General features: G+C 44.8%; 9 protein-coding genes. All 9 read right to left on the reverse strand.

Features of this window, described 5'->3' with window-relative positions:
• Window positions 1–69 precede the first annotated feature (69 nt).
• Window positions 70–1,344: a tyrosine-type recombinase/integrase gene (locus LFYK43_RS06515; protein WP_124976618.1), complete on the reverse strand. Its 1,275-nt coding sequence runs from the start codon at window positions 1,342–1,344 to the stop codon at window positions 70–72.
• Entirely contained in the window at window positions 1,337–1,543 is a 207-nt protein-coding gene (locus tag LFYK43_RS06520) for a DUF3173 domain-containing protein (RefSeq protein WP_033572650.1), read from the reverse strand. The genes LFYK43_RS06515 and LFYK43_RS06520 overlap by 8 nt, the downstream gene beginning before the upstream one ends.
• Before the next feature lie 77 nt (window positions 1,544–1,620).
• Window positions 1,621–2,901, reverse strand: coding sequence for a replication initiation factor domain-containing protein (locus LFYK43_RS06525; RefSeq protein WP_124976623.1), 1,281 nt, complete (start codon window positions 2,899–2,901; stop codon window positions 1,621–1,623).
• Between the two features lie 665 nt (window positions 2,902–3,566).
• Window positions 3,567–5,153 (reverse strand): UvrD-helicase domain-containing protein, encoded by a 1,587-nt coding sequence (locus tag LFYK43_RS06530; RefSeq protein ID WP_124976625.1) that lies wholly within the window; start codon window positions 5,151–5,153, stop codon window positions 3,567–3,569.
• Entirely contained in the window at window positions 5,137–7,119 is a 1,983-nt protein-coding gene (locus LFYK43_RS06535) for an ATP-dependent nuclease (RefSeq protein ID WP_124976627.1), read from the reverse strand. The genes LFYK43_RS06530 and LFYK43_RS06535 overlap by 17 nt, the downstream gene beginning before the upstream one ends.
• A 123-nt stretch (window positions 7,120–7,242) precedes the next feature.
• Window positions 7,243–8,487, reverse strand: a complete 1,245-nt coding sequence (locus LFYK43_RS06540) for a hypothetical protein (RefSeq protein ID WP_124976629.1) — start codon at window positions 8,485–8,487, stop codon at window positions 7,243–7,245.
• A 258-nt stretch (window positions 8,488–8,745) separates the two neighbouring features.
• Window positions 8,746–11,895, reverse strand: a complete 3,150-nt coding sequence (locus LFYK43_RS06545; protein WP_124976631.1) for a type I restriction endonuclease subunit R — start codon at window positions 11,893–11,895, stop codon at window positions 8,746–8,748.
• Window positions 11,888–13,036 carry a restriction endonuclease subunit S gene (locus LFYK43_RS06550; RefSeq protein ID WP_124976633.1) on the reverse strand — a complete coding sequence of 383 codons (1,149 nt, stop codon included), beginning with the start codon at window positions 13,034–13,036 and terminating at the stop codon, window positions 11,888–11,890. The genes LFYK43_RS06545 and LFYK43_RS06550 overlap by 8 nt, the downstream gene beginning before the upstream one ends.
• Window positions 13,026–14,552: a type I restriction-modification system subunit M gene (locus LFYK43_RS06555; protein ID WP_124976635.1), complete on the reverse strand. Its 1,527-nt coding sequence runs from the start codon at window positions 14,550–14,552 to the stop codon at window positions 13,026–13,028. The genes LFYK43_RS06550 and LFYK43_RS06555 overlap by 11 nt, the downstream gene beginning before the upstream one ends.
• Window positions 14,553–14,888 lie beyond the last annotated feature (336 nt).

Here is a 14,888-nt window from a genome sequence, read left to right on the forward strand (position 1 = left end):
GCTGTTTTAACTTGCTATTCCCACTCGAGCGTATCTTCAGCGGCGCTATCCCGCGTCATCACTAGGTTTCTATGCCTCAGCCACTGTTTTGGCGGGGAGTTTGGCGGGGCTTAGTTGATCGTACTTTACCGCCTGATTCCCCACGAACCGCACCTGATTCTGACCCGCCGTCTTGATCGTGATGTTACCCGAAATCTGTTCGGCGATATCTGCATCCAGTCCGCCCCATAAGTGCGAATAGTGCTTCAGCGTGATCTCAGGTGACGAATGGCCTAAGCGCTTGGACAACACCAGTACGGAGACGTTGAACTCATTGATGAGATACGACGCATGACTGTGGCGCAGCCCTTTGCCTTCGACTGGGTGCACCTGCGCCAACTTGGCGTAGCGGTGGATAATCCTCGAGATCGTGGACTTGGTCATCGGCAAGCCATCGTAGGTCATGATGAAGTCATCAACCCCGCCCAGCCCGAAACTCTTCTGCACCTCGCGCCAGCGCCGTAGAATTGCCACGGTGTCATCATCAAGCGTCAAGATGCGCTTGCCGCTGTCTGTCTTCGTGTAGTCGTGGCGCTCCCAGTCATGCCGGTTCTTCATCACCAGCATGTGGTCAACGTGCAGCTGCTTCTTGGCGAGATCAACATCTCGCCACCACAGCGCCGTGCCTTCGTTGACGCGCACGCCAGTCAGGAAGTACAGCCACAACATCACGAAGTTCAGGTGACCGTAAATGTCATCAATGCAGATTTGCGCGATGACTTGTTCAAACTCAGCTTTCGTCCAAAACGGCACGCTGCTTTTGGCCTTAGGGATCGCCTTGACCCGCTTCGACACATTGCTGGACAGGTACTGCATCTGCACCGCATGGTCAAGGGACTTGCGGAAGCAGCCGAACACCAAACCAGCATAGCCTTGCGAGTAGCCCGCACCGCCGTCTTTTTCATCCGTGAGCAGCCACGTGCGGAAGTTCTGCACGTCGGTGATATCGATATCGCGCAACAGCTGGTCGCCAAAGCGGGCGATACAGATATCAAAGCTGCGATTACGGACAGCGAAGGTGCTTTCCTCCACGTCGGTTTTGTACGCTGGGATATACGCGTCTTTCATGAACTGGCGGTAGGTCATGCGAAAGTTCGTAAACCCATGCGCCTCATGATATTCACGCTTCACCCGCGTAAGTTCCTTGTTCGCCGCAAACGCAGTGTTGAATGGCATTCCTTGACTGTCCTTCCGCCCTTTCTTGCGGACGCGCTTGCCACTCATCTTATCGGTGCCCAACTCGGTTTCATAGTAGAAGTTACCTTTGGCGTCTATGAATACGCCTGGATATTTGGTTTTACTCATTCTCAACAGCTCCATTCATCGGTGACCCGAGAATGGACTCAACGACAGAACGCGGCACGCGCCCTAAGTTTCGGTTGAGATACAAGGGATAACCTTTTTGTACCATCCTTTGCTTCGCTTGTCTAATAATATTGCGCGCGGTGTGCTGCTTAAAACCTAATGCCATCAGATCTTGATAGCAGACAAAACTCTTATCCAATTACGTCACTTCCTTCTCATTGATTGAAGTGAGATAATCAAACCAGATAGGACCCAAATCTTATCTGTGAAGGGTGACTACTTGCTTTGGTCGGCATAGTCGCTCTTTTTTGATGTCTCACTCGGTTCTGAATCCGTCAAAACGCCGTTGCGGTGATGCTGATAGTGGTGAATCAAGTCCCAGTGGCGTTGCGTCAACTTGCCGCCGTCAATAATCGCCTTCAGCTCAGTAGTGCCATTGTACTGATCAATCAGCTGCAACATCTTCAGCGACGGCGCGACCTGCTTCTTGAGCCAACGGGTAATGTGCGCGTAACTCAATGGTTCAGGATTGGTAGAAAGTCGCAGCTTGTCGCGATAATTGCCGATGAAAGCATCCCAGCGCGGATCTGTCGCCCACTGACTCTTCGCTTTGTGACTCGGCGTCAAAAAACGCAGGTAGCGATTGATGATGCCGAACACAACTTTCTCTGGATCATGCTCTGCCAACAAATTCTTAATTGCCGCAGCGGCGCGTTTGCGACGTAACCGGACTTCAAAGCGTGTCCGTATCGGCTGATCTTCAATCGCAATCTCAGGGTGCTTCTGGTGTTGCTCAAAAGCCTTGTCGTAAATACAGAAGTACACTTCACTTTGCGGCGACCCCAGATACAAGGTTCTGCCCGATACCTTCCACTGCTTGGTGCGATTATCTCGGAAACCATGAAAACGTGAGGTGAATTCATCACGGTCACACTTCTCAATCAAGGTTGGTACGTCAAGCAAGCCATTGCGATCATTGATGGCGAGGTCAACTCGGGTGAAATGACCGTCAAGCGCAATGCACGTCTCTAGGAAGTCGTACCAGGTGCGATTCTGCTGGCGCAAATACGATTCAACATAGCGGCAGCCTTGGCCCTTCAGTTCAATCATTGTGCCACTGTCTTCGCTTGGATCATAACCGTCTGCATTCACATCTTGATATGGCGACAGCAACACATCGATTTCACCACATTTGAAGGTCGCCGCGTACCCGTATCGCGCCCCTTCTTTGAGATTAAAGTGATTCAGGTTAATCTGGAACAGTTCGGTCACCAGTTCTTCATAGTCGTGCGACTTGAAGGTAACGCCCAAGTAATCAATACAGACGTCAACGTTGTTCTGGCCGGTCAACGACCGCAGTGCCAACGTCAATCGCAACCGCGCTTGTTGGTTAATCGGCTTGTTTCCCGTCAGCAGCTGGTTCAAATGCGATCGACTGTAATCAGCCGTCTTCGCTAATTGGCCCTGAGTGATCTTGTGCGTGCGCATCTCATTATGAAACTGGTTTAGCCAGTCGGTATTCGTCATCCCGCCGACTAAGTTCAAATCTTTCAGCATGTTAGCTCCTTTCGAAGCGACCTGACAGCAAAGCCTTCTTTCTGCTTACGCAAAGTGGCTTGCCACCGGCGCTTTCGTCCTACTTACGTGTATTTTGTCTCTAATATTTGCCCCCCTATTAGAGACCGGGGGCTTGTGGCGGCCGGCTAACGCCGACCGCCGCCGCTCGCGCTAGCGGCTTTCGCGCTGCACGCCGCGCACGGCGGCGATGCATTGCCAGACACTTCCGGAAGGTCTGTGAGAACTTTTGCTCTCAACATATACAGACGGTTTGTAGGACGCGATTTGAAACTGAAAGTTAAACTGTAACACGATCTTAATGTTAACAATCGATTGGAAATCAAAAAATCACAATTTCACACACTGTCAGCCACATAATTCGAACTATTGCTCCAGAAATTTCCGAGACTAAACAAAAACCGTATCGTCGACAAGAGCTGTCGTGATACGGAGTTGTTTAGCTACACGTTTAATTTTCTGCCCATCTGAATAAAAAATCGCAGTAGCACGGCACGCTAGCAACAAAGTCAGCAGAATCCGATGAACACAATGACAAATTTGCATACAAAAGGAAGCAACAATATGCTAACAAGGAAAAAACGGGCCCCTTCAATAATCAGTGTTATTCAATCCAAGCCACGACTACAAGAATCATTCTGTTAGGATTATATTAAATTGGTTTGTTGTCCAAAATAATCCCCAAACTTGGCCTGTAACTGGCGAAGAAACTGACCATGCTCCGCCGTGTTGATATAGATTGCCAAGTTGCTTTTCGCCCGGGTAATTCCAACATAGAACAGATATGACATAATATCTGAATTCACATTGCGAGTATCTCGTTCATTATGTTCAAATTGAATATAGTTCCAGTTTCGGTCTCGATACAGACCATAATCAATGTTGAGAATAACATCATCAAACTCCAAACCCTTCGAAGCAAAAATAGTCATACTTTGACTGTTAATTGTGCTAAGCGAATTGTAAAACTCAACGACTTGTTGCAATCGATCGAAGTCTATCTCATCCAGCCAAGTCCGAATTCCGAAGATTTCTTTAGAGAATTCTAATCCGGCGTCCAAAAACGCTTGAGTATCAGCCACTCGGCTATTCTTCAGATTTTTCAGTAACTCTTGAATCGACACCATGCTGACTGACTGAATAGAATTCAAGGTGAAAATTTGGAAGAGTGCTTGCACTGAACAATAGTTGCTGCCAAAATACAGATTTCCGTATTTAATCAATAAGCTGACGTATGGGTTTAATTGATCGGTTCTTAAAACTTCTGACCAGTCAATACCTGGTCGAGTATTTCTCGAGGCCCAGCTTCGTATCTGCTTAGCAAGCCGCCCAAATCCTGCTGCGGTCATCCTCACTGCATTAGTTAAAGAAAGTACGATTGAACCTTCGACCTTCAGCTTTGAGTTGATGATGTTCACAAGATCAGGTGTAAGGCTTCCTTTGTGCAAAAATATTTTTGGTTTAATGACTCCGGCATATACAGCTTCTTGCTGTAAATCATCATAGTTACAACGCGACTTGTTGAAGAACGCAACCAACTCAGACTGTGAGCGATAGTTATTGGGTAAATAGTATGTCTGAATATCATAGGTTTCGCGCTCAACAATCGACTGAAACGATTGCGAATTTAGGTAGATTGATTGAAAAGGATCGCCGTATAAACCAATGGTTACGTAATCCGCCACTTGGTGAAGAAGTGCTTTCAAGAACGGGCCATTTGTATCCTGATATTCATCAATAAGAATATAATCATAAGCACTGGATAGAAGTTTGGTAAACCCAGGGACGACATTTAGCGCTTGAACGAATAGTGAGATGACGTCATCGTGAGACAGCCAAAGCAGTCCACTTTCGCATTCAAATTGCGGTATGCCCAGTTCTCCGTATCGTACCGCTTTGACATCGTTTAGCGAATATTCACTGTTAAGCAAAGCTTTTGGCTCAAAGTCGGTGAGTAATTCTGTATATTCCAATATTCGTCTTGATATGCTACCAAGCACTTTCCAGCAAAAAGAATGAATCGTTGCAAGAGTTACCGGCAAACTGCCCAGCCTAGATCTGAGTTCATCAACCGCAGCATTAGAAAAACTAATTGTAGCCACGTTCCTGTGTTCTTTTACAATTGTGCGAATATCCTCGGCCAGTTGATAAGTCTTGCCAGCGCCAGCAGCGCCTCGGATCTCATAAACACCATTACCCATAGATAAATATCGATTGTCAGTCCATTTCTGCAAGCCAATTCAGTCCTTTCGAGATATATTCTGGCACTGTAAATTTGTCACTAGCAATCAAGTCTAAACTTTCAAGTGCAAAGTCGGCCTTCCCAGTCCTAAGTAACTTTCCTGGAATATCATTGACGTCGAATGGATTATTGGTGACGGTATTGTCAACGTTAGCTTGAAGCAGTCCAGCTGTTTTGTATAAATTAAAGTTCTCACGGCTGGCAAAAACCAATGCACTCTCCAACGTTCTCGGCCAAAAATGAAATTCTCCATTATATCCCTGAGTGACAATCATAAAATTCTCAAAACCTTTTTCCGGAAATCCCGATGTTGTGCTAACAAGTGGGTACCTGTTGGTGATTGAACTATTTTTCTGTTCTACACTCTCTGAAAAGTTAATATCTTTAACATGGCTCGTAGGTGCTTCAGATAGATAACGAAGATTCCCATTGGTCGTAGTCAGATCACTGCCAGCTAACAAATCATTCGATCCTGGACTTCGCTGATAATCGAGATCAGTGATGAGCAATATTTTTTCAAACCGAAGATCGCTAAGTGCGTCTCTCAATCCTGAAAATGCTGTCCCAACAGGAATAAAAGCAATTTTTTCAGCTAGTAATGACGGTGCCTGCTTACGCATAAGTGCAGTAAGTATTAAGCGTTCAGCATTGCCTTCATATGCAATTAGCTTGTCAGCAAAAAGTAACTCAGCATTATAATTTAAAAGTATTTTTTTCAACTTATCACGAGAATTACTATTTGATCCACCAATCGAGTCCCAATTGATAAAGTAGCTTGTATCTCCTTGGCGGCGACCGATAACAATTTCAAAATTCGATTCAAATGCTGAGACAGCAACCTCGGAAGAATGAGATATTATCAATAACTGACATGAAACACCTAATTTGTTTGCCTCATCCTTGATGAAATCACGAATCTGTTGCACAAAAATATGTTGAAGCTGGGGGTGAGTGAACGCTTCCGGTTCCTCAATCACAAAGAAAACTGGATTTGTTAATCCCAGTCTATTCATTTTTGCAAATTGTGCGGATATTCGTGCCAAAATATTATATATATTTTGGTATCCCAGCCCCTGCGCACTCAGGGGTAACTCGAAGCCCGCGAGCTCTCCAAAACTTTGCGCAATACGAACCTTAGGACTTGATAACCACTCATCAATAGTGAGAATTGCCCGTAAGGGATTTTTGGGGTCACGTGGATAAGCGAACGCTTTTAATCGTTGCTGAAAAGGCTCTAATTTATCGGCAACAACTGCATCAATATCATCCTGCGTTTTCATGAAGGTTTCTTTTACATCAACACTATCGTCAAGAATCTTAGCAACACTTTCAGAAAACTGATTTGCAGTAGCTTCTTCACTACCCGTTCTTCCAGAGTTAAGATAACGAAATGCAGCAATCGGACAAAGCAAAATATCTCCTGGTCTTAAGTTATCCAGACCGTGCGTCAGTGGTAAATACTTTTGTAATCGTACCATTGATGGTAATGCCGTCTGCCGCCCCTTGGTAAAATCCTCAGGCGACCCAATCCAAACCTCACGAATCAATAAATCCGGTAGTTCCTTAACGCTCTTAACCGACTGATATTTGGGGTAATTAGCATCCGGGATTGAATATCTAACAACAATTCTCGTACATCCGTTATCTGAAATATCTGAGAGCAAGGACCAGTAGTCACTGTTTAGATCACTCCATTGATACGTCACAGACATTTCAATAGAGTCTGACTCCGAAAGATTAGCCGGCGTGTCGCGATTCTTCATCATCTTAATCAACAATTGCATGTTGATGTCAGAGAGTTTCAATCCTCTGTCAAAAACCTCGAATGCCTCAAATAGACTACTTTTTCCTATGTTGTTCTTACCGAGCAAGATTGTCCATTTTCCAAGGCAGATACTACTACTCTTAATTGAACGAAAATTTTTAATCTTCAATTCTGAAATTTCAAGTTCCATCATTTAACCCCGATTGAAGAATCCTACGAACATTCCTATCGCTGGTGCTGATACGCGTGTTATTAGTATTCCTGCTTTCCAAAGCTAGTGTTTACTCCGCTAATTTCCCACAACAGCTTGAACACTTCACATTATTTTGAGATGATTCTCAATCGATTTACAAAAGTATTTGCAAACTAAATCATCAACGTTTCCGTCGTAAGTAAACGATTCTCCCGTGGCATCGGAAATTGCGGTAATGAACATCCCGAGATAATCCAAGTCAGTTCGATAATCTTCACATGGAGTATTAAACTCTGGAGCGATATAAATAAACAACTTTTCACCTTCTAGGTACTGTTTCATTTCAAAGTACGGTAAATACGATTTGAATATTTGCCTAATATCTAAACTGACTATATCATTGAACGGAATATCGTCATTTGGATATTCTTTCCAGAATAATGTCAAAACTTCCACAAACCTTTCAAAAATCACCGTCTTCACTTGAACAGAAACTTCGTTATTCAAATTCACATACTCTAGTAGTTTCTGCATCCCAAAGCCATACCAGTGAACTTCACCTCGTTCAACAAGTACACCACTACGTCGATCTTTTTTGGTTAGTGTAAACACTTTGCTGAAATCAATTCTATAATTATCAAAATCGATGATGTGTTCGAGAATTTCCTTGTTGAGTTGGTGCGATGGGCCATCTGGTAAGCTAACCCCTTCAAGCGCATCCAGAAAATGTTCCACCTCACACAGAACAATATTTCGAATCGAACTTGCCCATAGGTATATCCACTGATCTAAGTTGTCATCATTATTAGCTTTGTAATCAACCTCTGCACGATGCTGAACAGCTTGTCGATCGTGTTTATCACTTGACATAATGATGCAATAATCTGCATCGGAAGCGCTATTATCAAAGTACCAAGAATGAGATCTTTCCGTATTTTGCAGAATTCGCCACAACTGATTATCTCTATATTCATTCGTATTCGGTAGACTTATCGGATTTATGTTCTCACCCGAATGAACGATCAGCGTTCTGATATCATTTAGCCATTTAAATTCCGTTGATATTTTGTATGTTGATCCCCAAAGTTGACTCAATGTCTGCATTGAGTTTGCAAGTCGATAAAACGTGTTTGCAAAGTGATCTGCCTCGGGCGTCGCATTGTCTTCAGGAGTAGACGCGCCTAAGAAATCACTAGGTAACTCTTCAAAGTATTCAATTGATCCTCTAATAAAATTTATCATCGGTGCCTGCGTATTCGTATACGCTTCTGGAATGGCAATGCGAACAGCCTGAACTTCCAACCGTTCAACCAAGTTTTCGGATTTTCCTAAAAAAGGACTTTGCTCCTTTAAGAAAAGTTCGTTCAAAAAAAGCCCTCCGTCTCTGAAATCTGTTCGTCAACTCATTAGCTTCTTCAGCAATCACGACTGCTTGATCCACTGTTAGAACAAGAATATCATGATTTCTGAAGTTGGCAGCGGTACTGGCAACTCTTCGGTGCTGATTAGGTTACTGCGCTGTAAAGCCTCTGGCACCGTTGGGAATGGTAGTTGTCCCTCTTACGGTCATAGCTGTGAAGCCGATACAATCCGCATATCTCTCAAGTTCTGATTCGTACCATGTTGCTACGAATTAGAACCACTTTCATTGAACGCCATCTTCTCAGCCTGCTCAACAACAGTCTCCACCGCAGACTTTGTAAAATCAGGCGGATACCCATACTTGCGCAACAATCTCTTAACAGCGATTCGCATGCTTGCCCGAGCCGACTCGCGCTGTACCCAGTCAGTCCGCTGTGCAGAATCACGCACTTCTTTAACTAGAGCTTTGGCAATCTCTTGTAGCTTATCAGCTCCGAGTTCTTCAGCTGCACGTTTTTCATCGGCTAGTACATCATAGAATGCTTTTTCCTCAATGGATAGCCCCAAATCTTGGCCGTCAGTCTCCGCAGCCTGCATGGTCTTAGCGAGCTCAATAAGCTTACGAATCACTAATTCAGTGGTCACGCCACGTTGGTTGTACGCGTCTAATGATGCCTCCAACATATCGCCGAACTTACGCGACTGAACTAAGTTTACCTTGGTCATCGCTTTGATTTTGCCTTTAAGTAACCGTTCAAGCAACTTCATCGCTAGACTCTTCTCTGGCATCTGCCCAACGCTGTCCAGAAAATCTTCAGATAGTAAACTTAACTCCGGTCGCTCTAATCCGAGCTCTTCGTACAAATCAATAGGTTTCTCTGCCAAAACAGACTGATTAACCAGTTGATCTAGCTTCAGGTTTAACTGACTGTTGCCAATCTTACGTCGCGAATCACTGGCGGTTTGCATCAGCTTAACCAACGCATTCTTAACAGCAACAAAGAAGCCTACCTCACCGGCAATGGCAACTGCTTGATCCGTCGTAACGACCAACGCATGTGCTTTCTGAAGTTGAACAACGGTATCGGCAAACTTGCGCTGCTGATCAGGTTGCAACATTGCGACAGCATTTAGCACCGTGCGGAACGCCTTTTGGCTCTTCTTACGATCATCGCTGATGAAGTCACTGTAATCAACATGATACAAGTAGTCGTTCGTGATGATGTCGTATTTCTCCTTCATCAACATGACAGCCTTGTCCACGTTAATTCCAGTCTGTTCTTGGTCCGAATCAGAGTATTGTTGCAACGCTGCCTTCAGACTGTCAGCAATACCGATGTAGTCAACGATTAAGCCTCCGTCTTTATCTTTGAAGACGCGGTTAACACGGGCGATGGCTTGCATCAGGTTGTGACCATGCATTGGCTTATCGATGTACATTGTATTAACTGCTGGCGCATCAAATCCAGTCAGCCACATGTCTACCACAATGACTACTTGAAGCTCATCTTGGTCGTCTTTCATTCGCTGTTGCAATTTACGACGATCAGCAGCATTCGTATGATGCTTAGCAAGTTCCGGCCCATCAGAAGCAGCGTCGGAGGTCATTATGACCTTGATTTTGCCCTTCATCAAATCATCAGAATGCCAATCTGGACGCAACTTGATAATCTCATCGTAAAGCTTCACCGCGTTCCGCCGTGACATTTCAACGATAATTGACTTACCGAACTCCTGCGCTCGACGCGCCTCAAAATGCTTTACAAAGTGCTTCGCCAGAACTTCTAAGCGACCCTTCGTACCAGCCAGTCGCTCCAGCTTGGTAAACTCAGCGCGGCGTTTCTGTTCTTCGGTTTGCTCGCCAGCATTGTAGACCCCTGCTTCTTCCATCACCATTTCGTACTTATGCTGTACCTGTGGATCGAGATCTAGCGGGATGATGTGGTTCTCGTAGTAAATCCGTACGGTTGCGTGGTCACGCACCGCGGCAGACATATCGTATACATCGATGTAGTCACCAAATACACCACGCGTCGACTTGTCACTGAAGTCAATCGGCGTGCCGGTAAACCCGATAAACGACGCGTTAGGTAATGCTTCTCGCATGTACTGCGCATAACCATACTTCACCCCATTTTTGGTGAATTTCGCCTTCAACCCATACTGCGAACGGTGCGCTTCGTCAGAGATCACAATGATGTCAGACCGTGTATTGAGAACCGGCATTCTATCCTCGTTTTCTTCAGGTGCGAACTTCTGAATAGTGGAAAAGACAATGCCACCACCCTTACGCTCCAATAAGTCACGAACTTCCGTGCGCGATTTTGCCTGCGTTGGCGTCTGCCGCAGATAATCATGCGCCGCGGCAAAAGTCTGCCCTAATTGGTCATCGAGATCATTGCGGTCATTCACAACCAGAATCGTTGGATTGCCCAGCTTGCGACTGACAATCCCCGAGAAGAACACCATTGATAGGGACTTGCCAGAACCCTGTGTATGCCAAACCACCCCAATACGATTGCTATCAGGATCTTGAAGTGTCTTAGCCGCAGCTTCAACCGCCTTGTTGACCATGTAGTATTGATGGTAGGCAGCGAGAATCTTGAAAGTCTTCGCCCCATCAGTCTCAAAGATGATGAAGTTTTGAATCAGGTCTAATACAACGTCACGCTTCATCATGTTATTGATTAACGTCTCCATTGCATAGACATCCAACTGCTTGTCATCGCGCTGCTCAGGTGAACGCCATTGCATGAAGCGATCGAAACCCGCAGACAGGGAACCCGTTTGCGCATTCACCCCGTCGCTAATGACAAGAATTTCGTTGTAGGCCATGTAGTCAGAAATATCTTGCTTGTAGGTCTGTAACTGGTTAAACGCGTCTTCAATTCCTACATTAGCATTGGCCTGGTTCTTAAGTTCAAACGTCACAAGTGGCAAGCCATTGATAAATATCGTAATATCTGGCCGCCTCTTACGCTCACCTTGCTCCATCGTAAACTGGTTGGTCACTACAAAATCATTGGCATCCACATTATCGAAATCGATTGGTTTAAGCACATAGGTGTGGTCTTGCCCACCTTCAGTAACCTTAACCTTCGCACCCTCAATGATTAGCTTGTGTAGTTGATGGTTGTTTGCCATCAAGTCAGGGCCATCCGTCACCAAATAAAACTGGCGGACTGCCTCCTTATAGATAGCATTCTTCAGTCCTGGTGTATTGTGTTCCAACGCGTCACGTAAACGCTGGTGCAAAATCACCTGCTTGTGGTCATTATCACGCTCGGCATCAATGACATTATTGGGGTCTTTATAGCTTTCACTGCGGTAATCTTGATACCCTAAGGATACCAGCGCATCAATTGCCTCAAGCTCAACATCCTGTTCGTTTGTAAATGATTTGGTGTTAGGCATTATTCATCACCGTTTCGATATTTGAGAGATCGATGTCACCAGCCAGTAGCCTAGGTAGTAAAAGCTCACGCAGTTGAGTCAATTCCTCATTCTGTTTCTGATTTTGGTATATCTGCTGCATGAGTGGTGACGCAAATTCATGGAACTTCTTTATTGTGATATTGCTGAAATCCGGTGCAGCATAAGTTTCAAACTCTCTCCGTGAAATATTTAGATAAACGCTTCCTGTAGAAGCACGAGCAAAATAACTAAATGCATCTTCCATAATAAAATAAAGCAGCTCATCTGACTTATAACTCAGAGCACGGGCCAACCCAGTACCTCTTCCTATTGCATATCGATTGAAGACCTTTGTAGTTAGACCGATTGTCGCACGAACGCCAAATACATAATCACCCGGTTCAGTAACCTTTTTAGGGTCTGAGGTGTATTTAGATGGGTTGATGCCACCACGAAAATCAGCCGCACCATTCAACAATGGTGTTCCTTCCCCGTTTTGATTATATGTATCCCCCTTTGGGGATTGTCCCATAATCAATGTAGCAATATTAGAAAGCTCAGTTGTTGCACTGCATGCCTGCTTAAACTTATCGAATTGAAGACGGCATACCTTCAGCAAATTATCGTTAATCTGCAGATTAAGCGCAATTTTGGCGTCTATGGAATTAAGGAAAAACACTACTTGTTTTTGAACATCAAGTGGTGGTAACTTAAATTCGTAGCTACTAACGGCTTCATTCTGAACACGCTGACGCCCAGACGTACCAGTCATTGACTGAATAGCAACCTGCCGGAAATCATCGGACGTAGCAATATAGTACAGATATTCTTCATCCAATACATTTTTGTCGGCTCGCAATACGATAAACTCTGTTGAACCAAAGGCAACTTCATTCGATTCTAGTATGTCAACGTATGATGTTTTTCCATTTTCAAGTGATGGAGTAATACGAGCCACTAACGTATCACCATTTTGAAACTTCACTCCCCCAGAATACTTTTCAAAGCTATAACTATCAATCTTCTTTTGGAAAGGTGTCAGAGCCTCCATTGGAATTTTTCGTGCCACTTCATTTTTTTCAAGTCGTAGCCGTGGGTTAATTACAGCAACGTCGCCAAGTTTTACTAATTTAGTCCCCATATCCAATACCCCGCAGCGTTTTCAGAATTCTTTCTTGAAGCCTGTCGCTCTGCGCAAACTGATCCTTTAACACAGAATTTAATTTATTCATCTCAGCATCAAATTCCGCATCACTCATCTGTTCCTCGTCGGCCAACCCAACATATCGTCCAGGTGTCAGTACATAATCATTAGCGATAATTTCGTCCAGTTTTGCAGCTTTACAAAAACCCGGTACATCTTTATACACTTCGCCAGAAGTTCCTGTGTATGCATGATAAATGCCAGCGATTTCATCAATATCCTTCCGGCTAAATTCACGATGTGTACGGTCAGTCATGGTTCCCATCTCCCGCGCATCAATAAAGAGCGTCTCGCCAGTTCGGTCACGTTCATTTGCACTAGCTTGATTCATATCAAAAATCCAAACGGCGACAGGAATCGAAACTGAATAGAACATCTGAGATGGCATTGCCACGATGGCATCCACCTTATGATCTTCAAGCAGAGCCTTACGGATAGCAAGCTCATCCTTGCTTGACGTAGACAGTGCACCGTTAGCAAGGACAATCCCCGCTTTACCATCAGGCGCCAGCTTACTCAAAATATGTTCAATCCAAGCATAGTTGGCATTGCTGTTTCCCGGCATACCCCATCTCCAACGGGCGTCGTCAGTAACCTTATCCGCACCCCAATCCTTGACGTTGAATGGTGGGTTTGCCAGCGCATAATCAAACCGTTCACCACGATGCTGATCATCTAGCAGCGTGTTTGCATTACGTGGACCAAGATTGTTGTCAATACCATGAATTGCCAAGTTCATCTTTGCCAAGCGCCAAGTCGTTGGATTCCATTCTTGGCCATATACAGAAAGGTCAAGGATATTCCCCTGATGTTCACTCACAAACTCTTCAGACTGAACAAACATGCCTCCTGATCCGCAGCACGGATCATAGATCTTGCCACTGAACGGTTGAATCATATCTACCAGAGTTCGAACAATCGAGCGCGGTGTATAGAACTCACCATCACCATTGGTTGCAAACTTACGCAAGAAGAACTCGTAGACGCGCCCTAGCACGTCATTCTTCCGCGATTCTTCATTCCCTACCTGCACGTCGGTAAACAGATCAATAACTTCACCGAGTCGTTCCTTAGATAGGTCATCAGAAGCATAGTTCTTAGGCAACACACCTTTGATGCTGTCATTCTCGTTTTCAATCGAGGTCATGGCAGCATCAATGATGGTGCCGACATCTGGCGTTTTGGCAGCCGCAGCAACGACAGACCAACGTGCATTCTCAGGCAACCAGAAGATATTTTCGGCATCGTAAAAATCACGATCTTCCGCATCCTCTGGATATTCAGTTGCCACAAGCTCAGCGTGCCGTTCTTCGAATGCATCGGACACATACTTCAGAAAAATCAGCCCTAACACAACGTTTCGGTAAGTAGACTGATCCATCGACCCCCGTAACTTATCACAGGCTTCCCAGAGCTTATCCTCGATTTTCAGTTCATTGCTTTTAGCTGGCATCAGCTTATCCTCCAATGGATTCTTATTAGTTTCATTTTACTCGATTTGGTTAGTGAATATTCATCTTTGCGTAATCTTTCCTTCAACACATATTTGAGTACGGCCACACTCTATGTTTTCACCAAGTGTTTAACTTCCGACTTCTTGTCAAAGGACATTTCCGGCCCGCTGCTAATGACAGTTCAAATCGGGTAGGAGATAGTTCACACTATCGACCTCCCACACCACCGTACGTACGGAACCGTATACGGCGGTTCAACAACTTAAGCTTTTGCTTGAATTGACTGATACAACTGGGACATGTTTAATAGTCCTCGCTGTTTCAGTCTTTTGTTT

Origin of the sequence: Ligilactobacillus salitolerans (assembly GCF_003864415.1) — a bacterium.
Taxonomy (GTDB): domain Bacteria; phylum Bacillota; class Bacilli; order Lactobacillales; family Lactobacillaceae; genus Ligilactobacillus; species Ligilactobacillus salitolerans.

Coding starts and splice junctions, on each gene's coding strand:
- LFYK43_RS06515 (WP_124976618.1), bottom strand. CDS start 1,344: ATGAGTAAAACCAAATATCCAGGCGTATTCATAGACGCCAAAGGTAAC.
- LFYK43_RS06525 (WP_124976623.1), bottom strand. CDS start 2,901: ATGCTGAAAGATTTGAACTTAGTCGGCGGGATGACGAATACCGACTGG.
- LFYK43_RS06535 (WP_124976627.1), bottom strand. CDS start 7,119: ATGATGGAACTTGAAATTTCAGAATTGAAGATTAAAAATTTTCGTTCA.
- LFYK43_RS06545 (WP_124976631.1), bottom strand. CDS start 11,895: ATGCCTAACACCAAATCATTTACAAACGAACAGGATGTTGAGCTTGAG.
- LFYK43_RS06550 (WP_124976633.1), bottom strand. CDS start 13,036: ATGGGGACTAAATTAGTAAAACTTGGCGACGTTGCTGTAATTAACCCA.
- LFYK43_RS06555 (WP_124976635.1), bottom strand. CDS start 14,552: ATGCCAGCTAAAAGCAATGAACTGAAAATCGAGGATAAGCTCTGGGAA.